Origin of the sequence: Mumia sp. zg.B53, assembly GCF_019550935.1 — a bacterium.
Lineage (GTDB): Bacteria > Actinomycetota > Actinomycetes > Propionibacteriales > Nocardioidaceae > Mumia.
Window position 1 is genome coordinate 1232666 of the sequence record NZ_JAHWCK010000001.1, and the last position, 13991, is coordinate 1246656.

A 13991-nucleotide genomic window follows, 5' to 3' on the forward strand; every position below is an offset into this window, starting at 1 on the left:
GCCTCCTCTCGCGACAACGTAGGTCGGACCGGGCATGGCCGCGACCGGAACTTCTGCGGCCCTCTGACCCCCTGTTCGCCGCCGAGCGGGGCGGGCCGGGGCCGACTACGCTCACCGTCATCGCCCGCACGGAGACGGAGGTTCGTATGCGCGACGTCGCTGCGCTCACCGAGGAGTACGTCGACGCCGCCAGCTCGGCGCCGCACGGAAGGAGCGCCGAGCTGGTGCTCACCGACGGCCCGTTGCGCCAGAGCGTCCTCGGGCTCGCCGAGGGCGCCGAGCTCTCCGAGCACGAGGCACCGCCGGCAGGCAGCATCCTGGTGCTCACGGGCGCGATCGAGGTCGTCGGCGCGTCCGGCACGACCGCCCTCGAGACGGGCATGCTCGCGCAGATCCCCCGCGAGCGTCACTCGGTGAAGGCGCTCGCCGACTCGGTCTTCCTGCTCACCGCTGTGACCGACATCTGACGCACCGGCGGGTAGGCCCTCGATCCGTGGGTACCGACGCGGCATGAAGGACATCGCAGCTGCCACGACGCCGGAGCGGAAGGCCGTCCAGACCGTACGAGCGATGGCTGCCGTGGTCGGCGCCACGTTCGTGCTCGTCGGGATCCTGGGATTCGTCCCGGGGGTGACGACGAACCTCGACGCGATCACCTGGGCCGGTCACGAGAGCGACGCCGAGCTCTTCGGCCTCTTCGAGGTCTCCGTGCTGCACAACATCCTCCACCTCGGGTTCGGGGTGGCCGGGCTGGTCCTCGCGCGGAGCGTGATCGGCTCGCTGCGCTATCTCCTCTGGGGCGGCGTCGCCTATCTGGGCCTGTGGGCGTACGGCGTCATGGTCGACCACGACCACGGCGCCAACATCGTCCCCGTGAACGATGCCGACAACTGGCTCCACCTCGGGCTGAGCATCGGCATGATCTTCCTGGCCGCCGTCGGGCGAGGACTGCTGACGCCCCGCGCGGCCGAACGCGCGCCTGGACGTGCCACGAACTGACGGGATCGCTCAGGTCCGGGCGCTCAGGTCGGGGCGCTCACACCAGGAACTGGAACGCCGGGTCGTCCGGAGACAGCTTCGTGGCGCGCACCGGCGAGTCCTCGAGCCGCGCGACCAGCCCGCCGAGATCGTCGGGAGAGCCGAGCTCGATACCGACGAGCGCCGGCCCTGTCTCCCGGTTGTGCCGCTTGACGTACTCGAAGAGCGTGATGTCGTCGTCCGGCCCGAGCACCTCGTCGAGGAACCGCCGCAGCGCCCCTGGCTCCTGCGGGAACTCCACGAGCCAGTAGTGCTTCACGCCGCGCGAGACCAGCGCCCGCTCGATCACCTCGGCGTAGCGGCTCACGTCGTGGTTACCACCGGACACGACCGCGACGACCGACTCGCCCGGCGCCACGAGCCCGGGCACGCGCAGGGCAGCCGCGGCGAGCGCCCCGGCCGGCTCCGCGATCACGCCGTCGACCTCGAAGAGGGCGAGCATCTCCTCGCTCACGGTGCCGGCGTCGACATCGACCAGCTCGACCGCCCGGCCGCGACGGGCCAGGTCCTCGAGGACTGCCCAGGTGTGGTCCCCCACCCGGCGAACCGCGGCACCGTCGACGAACGCGTCGACCTCGTCCAGCGTGACCGGAACGCCCTTGCCCATCGCCGCGGCCATGCTCGCCGCGCCTGAGGGCTCCACACCGACGATGCGGGTGTGCGGGTGGCGTACCGCGAGCCACGCCGCCATGCCCGCGACCAGGCCCCCTCCTCCGACCGGCACGACGACGACGTCCGGGGCCGAGCCGAGCTGCTCACCGACCTCTCGCGCGACGGTGCCCTGCCCGGCGATCACGTCCGGGTGGTCGAACGCGGGCACGATCGTCGCGCCGGTGCGGGAGGCGTCCTCGTACGCGGCCGCGCTCGCGGCGTCGTAGGTGTCCCCACCGACGATGACCTCGACCGCGTCGCCGCCGAGCGTCGCGATGCGGTCGCGCTTCTGTCGCGGCGTGGTCCGCGGGAGGTAGATGCGTGCGTGCGCGCCGAGGGCACGCGCGGCGTACGCGACTCCCTGGGCGTGGTTGCCTGCGCTCGCGGCGACGAGGCCGCGCCCGCGTTCGGCGTCGTCCAGCCGCGAGATCATGTGGAAGGCGCCGCGGAGCTTGTAGGAGCGGACGACCTGGAGGTCCTCACGCTTGAGCCACACGTCGGCACCCGTCTGCTCGCACAGGCGGACGTCGCGCTCGAGCGGTGTCCGCAGAGCGACCCGGGAGACGGGCTCGTAGGCGGCGTCGACGTCGTCAGCGGTCACAGGCACACCGTCCAGCGTAAGGACGGGCGTTGTCCCACTCGCACTCGCCCGCCCGTCGAGACGCCCACCGAGACGCACGTCACGGGCGCGTCAAGATCGCGTCAAGGCCGGTCAAGGTCGCGTCAAGGTCGGCCGCAGGCAGCCGTCAGCGGCCAAGACTCGGCGTCATGAGTCTTGACACCGGCCTCCTGATCACACTGGTGGCCCTTCTGATCGGCTATCTGGTCGCCTCTCTCATCCACCCGGAGCGGTTCTGATGAGCGACGGTCTCGCAGGCGCGCTGAGCCTGCTCGCCCTCGTCGCCCTGCTGGCCTTGGCCTACCGCCCTCTTGGCGACTACATCGCCCGGACGCTCGAGAGCCCGCGCCACAGCCGCGTCGAGCGCCCGCTGTACCGGCTCGCCGGGGTGAACCCGGACGCGACGCAGAGCACCCGCTCGTACGCGCTGGCCGTCGTCGGCTTCTCCGTCGTGAGCCTCCTCCTCCTGTACGTCCTGCTGGTCGCACAGTCGGCCCTGCCCTACTCCCGTGGGATGGGGGGCATGCCCTGGGACATGGCGCTCAACACCGCCGTCTCGTTCGTCACCAACACCAACTGGCAGTCGTACGCTGGTGAGTCGACGCTCGGCTGGACCGCGCAGGCCGCCGGGCTCGCCGTGCAGAACTTCGTGTCGGCCGCGGTCGGCATCGCGGTCGCCGTCGCTCTGATCCGCGGCTTCACGCGAGACCGCTCGGACCAGCTCGGCAACTTCTGGGTCGACCTCGTCCGGGTGAGCCTGCGGGTCCTCCTCCCCATCGCCTTCGTCGGGGCCGTGCTGCTCGTGGTCGTGGGCACCGTGCAGAGCTTCGGCGCGGACCAGGTCGTGGACACGGTCACCGGCGGGCAGCAGACGATCACGACCGGGCCGGTCGCGAGCCAGGAGGCGATCAAGGAGCTCGGCACCAACGGCGGCGGGTTCTTCAACGCGAACTCGGCCCACCCCTTCGAGAACCCGAACGGCTTCTCGAACCTGCTCGAGATCTTCCTCATCCTCCTGATCCCGGTCGCCCTGACCCGCACGCTGGGCACGATGCTCGGCAACCGTCGGCAGGGATACGCGGTCCTGGCGGCGATGGGCGCCCTCTTCGTCACCTCGCTCGCAGTGACCACCTGGGCCGAGGTCGGTGCGCACGGACAGTCCGCACAGGCTGCCGGCGCCGCGATGGAGGGCAAGGAGACACGCTTCGGTGAGTGGGCATCCGCCCTCTTCGCCACCGCGACGACCGGCACCTCGACCGGGGCCGTCAACGCCGCGCACGACTCGTTGACCCCGACGGGCGGAGGAGCGGTCCTCGTCAACATGATGCTGGGCGAGGTCGCGCCCGGCGGTGTCGGCGCCGGGATCTACGGCATCCTCGTGATGGCGATCCTCGCGGTCTTCGTCGCAGGTCTCATGGTCGGCCGTACGCCCGAGCTGCTCGGGAAGAAGATCCGCTCGACCGAGATGCGCTACGTGGCGCTCTACACGCTGACCACGCCTGCCCTCGTCCTCGTCGGCGTCGGGATCGCGATCGGCCTCCCCAGCACCGCAGCAGCGATGGGCAACCCGGGAGGCCACGGCTTCTCCGAGGTCGTCTACGCGTTCACGTCGGCGGCGAACAACAACGGCAGCGCGTTCGGCGGCATCACGGTGACGTCCACGTTCTTCCAGCTGATGCTCGCCGCGGCGATGCTGCTCGGCCGGTTCGTGCCGATCCTGTTCGTCCTCGCCCTGGCCGGCTCGCTGGCGCGCCAGGGGAAGGTCCCCGAGACGACCGGCACCCTTCCCACTCACACTCCCCTGTTCGCGGGCCTGCTGGTCGGGGTCGTCCTCGTGATGACCGGGCTGACCTACTTCCCCGCGCTCGCCCTCGGTCCGATCGCGGAGGCCCTCGCATGACCCTCTCCCAGCTCGTGAGCCAGGCGCCGACGGCCCTGGCCAAGCTCGACCCGCGCCACATGTGGCACAACCCGGTGATGTTCGTGGTGCTCGTCGGGTCCGTCCTCACCACCGTCCTCGCCCTCGCCGACCCCGGCTTCTTCACGATCGCGATCGCGGTCTGGCTGTGGTTGACGGTGATCTTCGGCAACCTCGCCGAGGCCGTCGCCGAAGGACGCGGCAAGGCGCAGGCCGCCTCGCTGCGCGCCGCCCGCAAGGACACGGTCGCCCGACGCCTCGAGCGCGACGGCACCGAGACGGAGGTCCCCGGCACGGACCTCGCGATCGGTGACCGGGTGGTCGTCGCGGCCGGGGAGGTCATCCCGGGCGACGGCGACGTGGTCGAGGGCATCGCGTCGGTCGATGAGTCGGCGATCACCGGCGAGTCCGCTCCTGTGATCCGCGAGGCAGGCGGTGACCGGTCGGCGGTGACAGGCGGCACGACCGTGCTGTCGGACCGGATCGTCGTGAGGATCACCGCGGCCCCGGGCAGCACGTTCCTCGACACGATGATCGCGCTCGTCGAGGGCACCTCGCGGCGCAAGACACCCAACGAGAACGCCCTGACGATCCTGCTGTCCAGCCTCACGATCGTCTTCCTGCTGGCGGTCGCGACGCTGGCACCGATGGCAGACTACGCGGGTGCACCGCAGCGCACGCTCGTCCTGGTGGCGCTGCTGGTCTGCCTGATCCCGACCACCATCGGCGCTCTCCTCTCGGCCATCGGCATCGCCGGCATGGACCGGCTCGTGCGGGTCAACGTCCTCGCGATGTCGGGTCGCGCTGTCGAGGCCGCAGGTGACGTCGGCACGCTGCTGCTCGACAAGACCGGGACCATCACCTACGGCAACCGCCGCGCGACGTCCTTCGTCCCGCAGGCGGGTCTGGACCCCGAGGTCCTGCGGGACACCGCACGACTCTCGAGCCTTGCCGACCCCACTCCTGAAGGCCGGTCGATCGTCGAGCTCGCCCTCACGCAGGGCGCTCCCGACGTGCCGCTCCCGGTCGGGGCCCAGATCGTCGAGTTCTCCGCATCGACGCGCATGTCCGGGGTCGACCTCGCCGACGGGACGGTGGTCCGCAAGGGCGCCTGGTCGGCCGTCCTCGCCTGGCTCGACCAGACCGCTCTGCCCCCGAGCGTCGAGTCTGCCGTGGAGCGCATCAGCGCGGACGGCGGCACCCCGCTGGTCGTCGCCGTCCGCCCCGCGCACGGCGGCGCAGGACAGGTCCTCGGCGTGATCCACCTCAAGGACGTCGTGAAGCCCGACATGGCCGAACGCTTCGCCGAGCTGCGCCGGATGGGCATCCGTACGGTCATGGTGACCGGCGACAACGCGGTCACGGCGAAGGCGATCGCGGCGGAGGCCGGTGTGGACGACGTCCTCGCCGAGGCGACGCCCGAGGAGAAGATGGCCTACATCCGTCAGGAGCAGGCCGGCGGCCGCCTGGTCGCGATGACCGGTGACGGCACGAACGACGCTCCCGCGCTGGCCGCGGCCGACGTCGGCGTCGCGATGAGCTCGGGAACGTCGGCCGCCAAGGAGGCCGGCAACATGGTCGACCTGGACTCCGACCCGACGAAGCTCATCGACATCGTCGAGATCGGCAAGCAGCTGCTCATCACCCGAGGCGCTCTGACGACCTTCTCCGTGGCGAACGACGTCGCCAAGTACTTCGCGATCATCCCCGCGATGTTCGTCGCGGCCTACCCCGGCCTGGAGTCGTTGAACGTCATGCGGCTGCACAGCCCCGAGTCGGCGATCCTCTCGGCAGTCGTCTTCAACGCGCTCATCATCGTCGCGCTGATCCCGCTGTCGCTCAAGGGCGTGAAGTACCGGGTGACCTCCGCGGCCGGACTGCTGCGACGCAACCTCGTGGTCTACGGCCTCGGTGGCCTGGTGGCGCCGTTCGTCGGGATCAAGATCATCGACCTCCTCCTCTCGACCCTCTTCGGCTCCGCACTGTGAGCCCGTACGGAAAGGGCACGCGCATGACCACGACCACCACCCCCGCGGACCGGGAGTCCGATGCGGCACCTGTCCACGCCCCGCTCGGCGCCGGGCTCCTGCGTCAGACCGCGACGGGGCTCCGCATCCTGCTCGTCCTCACGGTGATCCTCGGGATCGGCTACCCCGCAGCCGTCTGGGCCGTCGGCCAGGTCGTCGCGCACGACCACGCGAACGGGCAGGTCGTCGAGGTCGACGGCCGACCCGTCGGATCCGCGATCATCGGGCAGACCTTCGAAGACCCGGCGCTGTTCCACCCGCGGCCGTCGGCCACCGAGTACGACGCGCTGGCGAGCGCCGCGAGCAACCTCGGCCCGTCGAACCCGGACCTTCTCGCCTCGATCGAGGAGCGGAGGACCGCCGTCGCCGAGGAGGAGGGGGTCGCCCCGTCCGACGTCCCGGCCGACGCCCTCACCGCCTCCGGCTCCGGCCTCGACCCACACATCTCGCCGGTGTACGCCGACCTCCAGGTGGCACGCGTCGCCGAGGCCAACGGCCTGGACCCGTCGACAGTGCGCGACCTCGTCACCGAGCACACCGCCGGGCGCACGCTCGGCTTCCTCGGCGAGGAGGGAGTGAACGTCCTGCTGCTCAACCTTGCGATCCTCGACGCCGCGAAGGCCTGACAGGATGGCGGACATGGACCATCCGCCCTCGCACCGCGGGCGGCTCCGGGTCTATCTCGGGGCCGCTCCCGGCGTCGGCAAGACCTACCGGATGCTCGACGAGGCACGCCGCCGCCGCGACCGCGGGACCGACGTCGTCGTCGGGTTCGTCGAGACCCACGGCCGGGTCCACACCGCCGAACAGCTCGACGGTCTGGAGGTTGTCCCCCGACGTCGGGTCACGTACCGGGAGTCGACGTACGAGGAGATGGACCTCGACGCCGTCCTGGCCCGGCGGCCCGAGGTCGTCCTGGTCGACGAGCTCGCTCACACCAACGTCCCTGGCGTTACGCACGCCAAGCGCTGGGAGGACGTGGACGCGCTCCTGGCCGCCGGGATCGACGTCGTCACCACCCTCAATGTCCAGCACCTGGACTCGCTGAACGACGTCGTGGAGGCGATCACCGGGGTCCGGCAGCGGGAGACCGTGCCCGACCAGGTGGTGCGCAGCGCCGACACCGTCGAGCTGGTCGACATGAGTCCCGAGGGGTTGCGGCGCCGGCTGGCCCACGGCAACGTCTACTCCGCCGACCGGGTGGACGCGGCGCTGTCCCGCTACTTCCGGGAGGGCAACCTCGCGGCGCTCCGCGAGCTCGCGCTGCTCTGGGTGGCCGACCGGGTCGACGAAGGGCTCGAGCGCTACCGGCACGAGCACCAGATCGATGCGACCTGGCCGGCGCGGGAGCGGATCGTGGTCGCGGTGACCGGTGGCGCGGAGTCCGCGACCCTCTTCCGCCGGGCGGCGCTCATCGCCGGTCGGACCGCGGGCGGCGAGTGGCTGGCGGTCTACGTCGCCCGTCGCGACGGCTTGTCGGGCACCTCGCCCGACCAGCTGGCACGCCAGCACGCGATGGTCACCGACCTGGGAGGCAGCTTTCACACCGTGGTCAGCGACGACGTCGCCGACGGGATCCTCTCGTTCGCGCGGGCGGAGAACGCGTCGCAGATCCTCATCGGCGCCAGCAGGCGCGGACGGTGGTCCGCAGCCCTGCGACCTGGGGTCGGCGAGCGGGTGATCGCCGGATCGGGAGACGTGGACGTCCACATCGTCAACCACCAGGAGGCGCGGAGAGGCACCCGAGACCGGCGGCGGCCCGACCTCGGGACCCGGCGCACCGTCCTGGGCTACGGCCTCGGCGTGGTCCTCCCGGTGCTCGCTGCGCTCCTCCTGAACCTCACCGCCGACCTGCACGACCTCACTCTCGAGTCGATGGTCATGCTGAGCGTGGTGGTGCTGGTCGCGCTGGTGGGCGGTCTGGTGCCGGCCCTCGTGGCGGCCCTGCTGTCCGCGGCCCTTCTGAACTGGTTCTTCGTGGCCCCGGTGCACACGCTGACGATCGCGCGCGGCCAGTACGTCGTGGTGATCGGCGTCTTCGTCGTGGTGGGCGTCGCCGTCGCGTCGGTCGTCGACGTCGCGGCAGGACGGGCCGCGCAGGCGCGGCGGGCGTCGACCGAGGCCGACGCGCTGGCGGTCCTCTCCCACAGCCTCCTCCATGCGGGCGAGAGCCTGCCGACGCTGCTCGCACAGGCGTGCAAGGTCTTCGGCATGCGTGGCGCGGCGATCCTGGAGCGGGCGTCGCCCGGGTGGGAGACGGTCGCCGCGTACGGCGACGCACCGGACACCGTCTCGGCTGCCGACGTCGAGGTGCCCATCGACGACCACACCTCCCTGGTGCTCCGGGGACGGACGCTCGCGGCCTCGGACCGGCGGCTCCTCACCGCCTACGCCGCGCACGCCCGAGTCGTCAGGGACCGTACGCGAGCGGCGGACCAGCGCGTGCACGCGCACGAGCTGGCCGAGGCCGACCGGACGCGTACGGCCCTCCTCGCCGCGGTCTCGCACGACCTGAGGAGTCCGCTGGCCGCCATCAAGGCTGCCGCCTCGAGCCTGCGCAACGACGAGATCACCTGGTCGGCGGAGGACGAGGCCGAGCTGGTGATGACGATCGAGGAGTCTGCCGACCGCCTCGACGCGCTGGTCGCCAACCTCCTCGACATGAGCCGCCTCCGCGCAGGCGCGCTCACCGCGCTCCCCACCGACGTCGACGTCGTCGAGGTCGTCCGCAGGGCGGTCGCGGGGCTGCCTGACGCCGAACGCATCGAGGTCCGGGCGGCGGAGGGTCTCCCGGGGGCGTGCGCCGATGCGGGTCTCCTCGAACGCGTCCTCGCCAACCTGGGCGAGAACGCTCTCAAGCACACCTCGGGTCCGGTGCAGGTCCAGGCGTCGGCGTACACGGAGTCCGACGGCGCTCGCCGGGTGTCCGTGCGCGTGGTGGACCACGGCCCGGGAGTGCCGTCCCAAGGGCGCGACCGTATGTTCGCCCCCTTCCAGCGCCTGGGTGACGTGCCGCAGGGTGACGGTGTCGGTCTCGGTCTGGCCGTGGCGCGTGGGCTCACCGAGGCGATGTCGGGCACGCTGGAGGTCGAGGAGACGCCGGGCGGTGGCCTGACCTTCGTCGTCACGCTGCCGCAGGCACCGGTCTCCGGGGGCCCACCGGACGAGGAGCCAGGATGACCGTCGTGCTGGCGGTCGACGACGACCGCGCGATCCTGCGGACGCTCCGCATCAACCTCCGCGCACGCGACTACGAGGTCGAGACCGCCGGCGACGGACGGTCGGCGCTGCAGGCCGTGACCGAGCGGGTCCCTGACGTGATCCTGCTCGACCTCGGCCTGCCCGACGTGAGCGGCACCGAGGTGATCCGCCGGATCCGTGCCACGAGCAGCGTGCCGATCGTCGTGCTCTCCGCGCGCCACGAGGCCGACGACAAGGTCGAGGCGCTCGACGCCGGTGCGGACGACTACGTGACGAAGCCGTTCGGGATGGAGGAGCTGCTCGCTCGCCTGCGGGCGGCCGTACGCAGGGGCGGGACCTCCCCGTCGCCGTCGCCCGCGGTCTCCGTCGGCGGACTCGTCATCGACCCCGAGGACGGCACCGCCGTGAAGTCCGGCGTGGAAGTGCACCTGACCCCGACGGAGTGGAGGATCGTCACCGCCCTGTTGCGGCGTCCCGGGCGGCTCGTCCGCCAGAGCGAGCTCCTGCGTGAGGTGTGGGGACCGGCGTACGAGCGCGAGACCCACTATCTGCGGGTCTATCTCGCGCAGATCCGCCGCAAGCTCGAGGACGACCCCGCCAACCCCAGGCACTTCGTCACCGAGCCAGGGCTGGGCTACCGCTTCGTCGGGTGAGCGCTCCCGGGCTCAGCGCACGCTCGGGCGGTCGATGATCCAGCGCCACGTCCCGTCGGGCTGACGCCGCGCGACCTCGCACGTCGTCGCGCCGCCGGCACCGGCGTCCATCGGCAGCACCGTCGTGGAGAGGGCCACGTCGCCTCGAACCAGCGGCCGACGCGGGATGCCCGCCCGGATCGGCCGGTGACCGGCGAGGGCGCGCGCGTAGAAGGCACGGATGTCGTCGTGCCCGACCGCGAGGCGGCCGTCGGGCATCTCGAGCACGGCCGTCGGCTCGTAGAGCGCGACGACGCCCTCGACGTCGCGGGCGGTGAGGCGCTCGACGAGCTGCACGCTCAGCTCGTCGGGAGTGCGTGGGGCGGCGAGGAGATCGGACGACGTGGACATGTGTTCGAGAGTAGGTGCGGGCACTGACACGTCTCGGCGCTCGGGTCTAGCGTGCTGGAGCATGACGGAGATCGTGCTGTTCCACCACGCCCAGGGGCAGACCGAGGGGTTCATCGGGTTCGCCGACGAGCTCCGTGCGGCCGGCCACACCGTGCACACGCCCGACTACTTCGACGGCCGGACGTTCACCAGCGTCGAGGAGGCTGTCGGCTACCGCGACGAGGTCGGCCGGGAGGAGCTGATGCGCCGCGCAGGAGCGGCGGTCGACGGGCTTCCGGCCGAGGTCCTGTGGATGGGGATGTCGCTCGGGGCGGTCTTCGCCCAGCTCGAGGCCCAGACCCGACCCGGGGCCCTCGGTGCTGTCTTCCTCTACGGCGTGCTGCCTCCCGAGGCACTCGGTTCGACCTGGCCCGCCGGACTCCCCGCCCAGGTCCACGGCATGGTCGACGACCCGTGGATCGACTGGGATGCCGAGGTCGCGCCGTTCGCCGAGGCCTCCGGGGCGGAGGTGTTCCGCTATCCCGGGACCCGTCACCTGTTCGGCGAGGTCGGCAACGTCGACTACGACTCCGACGCGGCCGGCCTGCTGCGCGAGCGCGTGCTCGCCTTCGCCTCCCGCGTCGGCTGAGGAGGAGGTCACCTGATGCCATCGATGAGCGACGCCCCACGACTCCCGATCAGCTCGGCCAGCCGGTGGCGCGACTGGCTCGCCGACCACCACGCCGACCCCGAGCCCGGAGTCTGGGTGGTGTGGGCTCGACGCGAGGCCGACCGCCCCGAGCTCACGTACGAGGCGTTGATCGAGGAGGCCCTGGCCTTCGGTTGGATCGACGGTCAGGCCAAGGGCCTCGACGACGAGCACTCGATGCTGTGGATGACCCGCCGTCGCCCCGGCTCGGTGTGGAGCCGCCTGTCGAAGGAGCGTGTCGCCCGCGTCGAGGCCTCCGGACGCATGACTCCTGCCGGCCGGGAGGCGATCGACCGGGCGAAGGCCGACGGGTCGTGGACCGTGCTCGACTCCGTCGAGGCGATGGAGGTCCCCGACGACCTCGCGGCTGCCCTGGACGCCGACCCCGAGGCACGGCGTCAGTTCGACGCGTTCACCGCGGGTCGCCGCAAGCAGATCCTGCGCTGGCTCGTCGATGCGAAGCGTCCCAGCACCCGTGAGACGCGCATCGCCGAGGTGGTCCGGCTCGCCGCCCAGGGGATCGCCGCCAACAACCGGTAGCCAGGACGTCGCGCGGTCACCCGAGGGGCTGGAGCACCTCGAGCCGGTTGCCGAACGGGTCTGCGGTGTAGAAGCGCCGATGCCCTGGGAACGCGTCGTCCCAGGTCACCTCCACGCCGGCCGCCGCGAGCCGCGCAGCCACGTCGTCGATCCGCGCGACGAGGATCCCGGGGTGCGCCTTGCGCGCGGGTCGGAAGTCCTCCTCGACCCCCAGATGCACCTCCACGCCGCCCGACCGGAACCAGCAGCCGCCCCGAGGCGCGAGCTCGGCGGGCTTCTCCAGCTCGTGCATGCCGAGCACACCGCCCCAGAACGCACGGCACGCGTCCTCGCCGCCGGCCGGGATCGCCAGCTGGACGTGGTGCAGGTGGACGAAGGCGAGGTGCTCCGGGTCGGAGTGCGGGACCGTCATGGCGGCCACGCTATCCGGGCGCGCCCTCCCGGAACACCTGCGCCGACGCGATGGTTGTCCCCATACGTGAGCCGTTCTCCCGACACCGTGACGCTGGTCGACGTGGTCGTGATCGGCGCAGGACAGGCCGGGCTCTCGGCGGCGTACCACCTCCAGCGGCTCGGGGCCTCGTTCGTCGTCCTCGATGCGAACCCCGCTCCCGGGGGCGCGTGGCAGCACCGGTGGCGCACGCTGACGATGGGTGACGTCCACGGGATCGCGACCCTTCCGGGACTCGATGTGCCCGAGGCCGTGGACGACGCGGCCGCCCGTGACTTCGTTCCCGCGTACTACGCCGCCTACGAGGAGCGCTTCGGCCTCCCCGTCGTCCGACCGGTGCGGGTGAGCGCAGTCGAGGACGCCGACCCCGGGAACCGCGGCGGGGACCTCCTCGTCCGCACGGACGCCGGCGTGTGGCGCGCGCCGGCGGTCATCAACGCCACGGGGACGTGGGAGCGACCGTTCTGGCCGAGCTATCCAGGAGCGTCGTCGTTCCGCGGCCGCCAGCTCCACACCCACGGCTACGAGGGACCCGAGGACCTCGCCGGTCTGGACGTGGTCGTCGTGGGCGGCGGCGCCTCCGCCGTGCAGGTCCTCGGCGAGATCGCCCCGCTCGCCGCGTCGACGACCTGGGTCACGCGTCGCGAGCCCGTGTGGCGCGTCGGCGATTTCGACCCGGACGCCGGCCGCGAGGCGGTGGCGCTGGTCGAGGAGCGCGTACGGCAGGGCCTCCCGCCGCAGAGCGTCGTGAGTGTGACCGGTCTGCTGCTGCGCCCTCAAGAGGCACGCGCCGCGGCGATGGGGGCGTACGAGCGGCACCCGATGTTCACGCGGATCGAGCCCGAGGGGGTGCGGATGGCCGACGGGACCTTCCGGCACGCGGACGCCATCGTGTGGGCCACGGGCTTCCGGGCCGTGCTGAGCCACCTGGCGCCGTTGCACCTGCGCGAGGACACCGGCGGAGTGCGTCTCGTCGCCCGTGAGGATGCGCACACCCCGACGACCGCGGCACGCGACCACCGGGTGCAGCTGGTCGGCTACGGGCCCTCGGCGTCGACGATCGGGGCCAACCGCGCGGGGCGGGTGGCCGCCCGGTCGGCGGTGCGGGTCCTCGACGACCGAGCCGCCGCCTGAGCCCGTCGGAGTCGGAGTCGGAGTCGGAGTCGGAGTCTCACAGTTTCAAACGCATCAGCCAACGCGAGTCGACATGATGTGTTCATGCGTGTCGGAGTGGCCCAGCGGGACGAGTCAAGGGACGAAGCCGCCCTGGCGGATACGGTCCCAAACTTCATCCTCGTGACCGTCTTCGGAGCTCTGATTGGCACGGGAGTCACGAGACTATCTCCGCCGCAGTGGCTCCTGTGGCCAGGCCTGGTCCTGACATTCGTCGCCTGCCTTTCACTCCCCCGTCACGGATTGTTACGTGAGCACCGTTGGGGAGGCGTCCGATGGGTTCGGATACTTTCAGTTCTCTCCCTTTTGATCTGTCTCACCGCGATCGGCTGGCTTTCAGCGGCGGGGCCTGGAGACGCGCTTCCGCTGGCCGTGATCTCAATATCCACGTGGTCCGCCGCCGTGCTGGCTTGTAGGCAAACCCTTTGGTCTAAAGTGCCCCGGTGGGTAATCGCAACTGGGACGTCCGCGATCTTACTCGGTACCTCGTTCCTCTTGTTCTCGGTGGGTCGTTTCAACGCAGACGAGGCACCTCTGCATGTGGGGCTGCTCATCATTGGGTTCTTTCTCGTCACAACAGGGGCTCTGCACCTCGCCTCACAGACCCGCAAGTCGGATCTCCTCCTACCGTTGGCGGGAACC

14 protein-coding genes are annotated in these 13991 nt (G+C 71.4%); 11 read left to right on the forward strand and 3 right to left on the reverse strand.

Features of this window, described 5'->3' with window-relative positions:
* Positions 1 to 146 precede the first annotated feature (146 nt).
* Together KV102_RS05865 and KV102_RS05870 are read left to right on the forward strand one after the other, a co-directional pair.
* Positions 147 to 467 (forward strand): hypothetical protein, encoded by a 321-nt coding sequence (locus KV102_RS05865; protein WP_220342604.1) that lies wholly within the window; start codon positions 147 to 149, stop codon positions 465 to 467.
* Positions 468 to 510: 43 nt separating this feature from the next.
* Positions 511 to 999: a DUF4383 domain-containing protein gene (locus KV102_RS05870; RefSeq protein WP_255559828.1), complete on the forward strand. Its 489-nt coding sequence runs from the start codon at positions 511 to 513 to the stop codon at positions 997 to 999.
* A 37-nt stretch (positions 1000 to 1036) separates the two neighbouring features.
* Here the strand turns inward: KV102_RS05870 and ilvA are convergent, their stop codons facing one another.
* Positions 1037 to 2296 (reverse strand): threonine ammonia-lyase IlvA, encoded by a 1260-nt coding sequence (gene ilvA / locus KV102_RS05875; protein ID WP_301021546.1) that lies wholly within the window; start codon positions 2294 to 2296, stop codon positions 1037 to 1039.
* A gap of 161 nt (positions 2297 to 2457) precedes the next feature.
* Between ilvA and kdpF the strand changes: the two genes are divergently transcribed.
* From kdpF to KV102_RS05905, 6 genes are read left to right on the forward strand one after another with little or no spacing between them, the layout of a single operon-like run.
* Positions 2458 to 2547, forward strand: a complete 90-nt coding sequence (gene kdpF / locus KV102_RS05880; RefSeq protein ID WP_167000460.1) for a K(+)-transporting ATPase subunit F — start codon at positions 2458 to 2460, stop codon at positions 2545 to 2547.
* Positions 2547 to 4208 carry a potassium-transporting ATPase subunit KdpA gene (gene kdpA, locus KV102_RS05885; RefSeq protein ID WP_220342605.1) on the forward strand — a complete coding sequence of 554 codons (1662 nt, stop codon included), beginning with the start codon at positions 2547 to 2549 and terminating at the stop codon, positions 4206 to 4208. The genes kdpF and kdpA overlap by 1 nt, the downstream gene beginning before the upstream one ends.
* Positions 4205 to 6214: a potassium-transporting ATPase subunit KdpB gene (gene kdpB, locus KV102_RS05890; RefSeq protein WP_220345578.1), complete on the forward strand. Its 2010-nt coding sequence runs from the start codon at positions 4205 to 4207 to the stop codon at positions 6212 to 6214. Before kdpA ends, kdpB begins: the two co-directional genes overlap by 4 nt.
* 23 nt (positions 6215 to 6237) lie before the next feature.
* A complete protein-coding gene (gene kdpC, locus KV102_RS05895) occupies positions 6238 to 6879 on the forward strand; it encodes a potassium-transporting ATPase subunit KdpC (RefSeq protein ID WP_220342607.1) in 642 nt (213 codons plus the stop codon).
* Between the two features lie 13 nt (positions 6880 to 6892).
* Positions 6893 to 9433 (forward strand): ATP-binding protein, encoded by a 2541-nt coding sequence (locus KV102_RS05900; RefSeq protein WP_255560566.1) that lies wholly within the window; start codon positions 6893 to 6895, stop codon positions 9431 to 9433.
* Positions 9430 to 10107, forward strand: a complete 678-nt coding sequence (locus tag KV102_RS05905; RefSeq protein WP_220342609.1) for a response regulator — start codon at positions 9430 to 9432, stop codon at positions 10105 to 10107. The genes KV102_RS05900 and KV102_RS05905 overlap by 4 nt, the downstream gene beginning before the upstream one ends.
* 12 nt (positions 10108 to 10119) lie before the next feature.
* Here KV102_RS05905 and KV102_RS05910 read toward each other — a convergent pair whose 3' ends face one another.
* Positions 10120 to 10497: a nuclear transport factor 2 family protein gene (locus KV102_RS05910; RefSeq protein WP_220345580.1), complete on the reverse strand. Its 378-nt coding sequence runs from the start codon at positions 10495 to 10497 to the stop codon at positions 10120 to 10122.
* A 61-nt stretch (positions 10498 to 10558) separates the two neighbouring features.
* On the opposite strand from KV102_RS05910, the gene KV102_RS05915 reads away from it, so the two are divergent.
* Both KV102_RS05915 and KV102_RS05920 read left to right on the forward strand, forming a co-directional pair.
* On the forward strand, positions 10559 to 11125 hold the full coding sequence (locus tag KV102_RS05915; protein ID WP_220345581.1) for a dienelactone hydrolase family protein: 567 nt from the start codon (positions 10559 to 10561) through the stop codon (positions 11123 to 11125).
* Between the two features lie 15 nt (positions 11126 to 11140).
* Positions 11141 to 11725, forward strand: a complete 585-nt coding sequence (locus tag KV102_RS05920) for a YdeI family protein (protein WP_220345582.1) — start codon at positions 11141 to 11143, stop codon at positions 11723 to 11725.
* A gap of 16 nt (positions 11726 to 11741) precedes the next feature.
* On the opposite strand, the gene KV102_RS05925 is transcribed toward KV102_RS05920, so the two are convergent.
* Positions 11742 to 12137, reverse strand: coding sequence for a VOC family protein (locus KV102_RS05925; RefSeq protein ID WP_220345583.1), 396 nt, complete (start codon positions 12135 to 12137; stop codon positions 11742 to 11744).
* A 66-nt stretch (positions 12138 to 12203) separates the two neighbouring features.
* Between KV102_RS05925 and KV102_RS05930 the strand changes: the two genes are divergently transcribed.
* On the forward strand, positions 12204 to 13310 hold the full coding sequence (locus KV102_RS05930) for an FAD-dependent oxidoreductase (RefSeq protein WP_308290236.1): 1107 nt from the start codon (positions 12204 to 12206) through the stop codon (positions 13308 to 13310).
* The last annotated feature ends 681 nt before the right edge of the window (positions 13311 to 13991 follow it).

Excerpts from the sequence above, each read along its gene's own strand:
- KV102_RS05865 (WP_220342604.1), top strand. The coding sequence starts at position 147 with ATGCGCGACGTCGCTGCGCTCACCGAGGAGTACGTCGACGCCGCCAGC.
- kdpA (WP_220342605.1), top strand. The coding sequence starts at position 2,547 with ATGAGCGACGGTCTCGCAGGCGCGCTGAGCCTGCTCGCCCTCGTCGCC.
- KV102_RS05925 (WP_220345583.1), bottom strand. The coding sequence starts at position 12,137 with ATGACGGTCCCGCACTCCGACCCGGAGCACCTCGCCTTCGTCCACCTG.
- KV102_RS05870 (WP_255559828.1), top strand. The coding sequence starts at position 511 with ATGAAGGACATCGCAGCTGCCACGACGCCGGAGCGGAAGGCCGTCCAG.
- kdpB (WP_220345578.1), top strand. The coding sequence starts at position 4,205 with ATGACCCTCTCCCAGCTCGTGAGCCAGGCGCCGACGGCCCTGGCCAAG.
- kdpC (WP_220342607.1), top strand. The coding sequence starts at position 6,238 with ATGACCACGACCACCACCCCCGCGGACCGGGAGTCCGATGCGGCACCT.
- kdpF (WP_167000460.1), top strand. The coding sequence starts at position 2,458 with ATGAGTCTTGACACCGGCCTCCTGATCACACTGGTGGCCCTTCTGATC.
- KV102_RS05920 (WP_220345582.1), top strand. The coding sequence starts at position 11,141 with ATGCCATCGATGAGCGACGCCCCACGACTCCCGATCAGCTCGGCCAGC.
- KV102_RS05910 (WP_220345580.1), bottom strand. The coding sequence starts at position 10,497 with ATGTCCACGTCGTCCGATCTCCTCGCCGCCCCACGCACTCCCGACGAG.
- KV102_RS05915 (WP_220345581.1), top strand. The coding sequence starts at position 10,559 with ATGACGGAGATCGTGCTGTTCCACCACGCCCAGGGGCAGACCGAGGGG.
- KV102_RS05900 (WP_255560566.1), top strand. The coding sequence starts at position 6,893 with ATGGACCATCCGCCCTCGCACCGCGGGCGGCTCCGGGTCTATCTCGGG.
- KV102_RS05905 (WP_220342609.1), top strand. The coding sequence starts at position 9,430 with ATGACCGTCGTGCTGGCGGTCGACGACGACCGCGCGATCCTGCGGACG.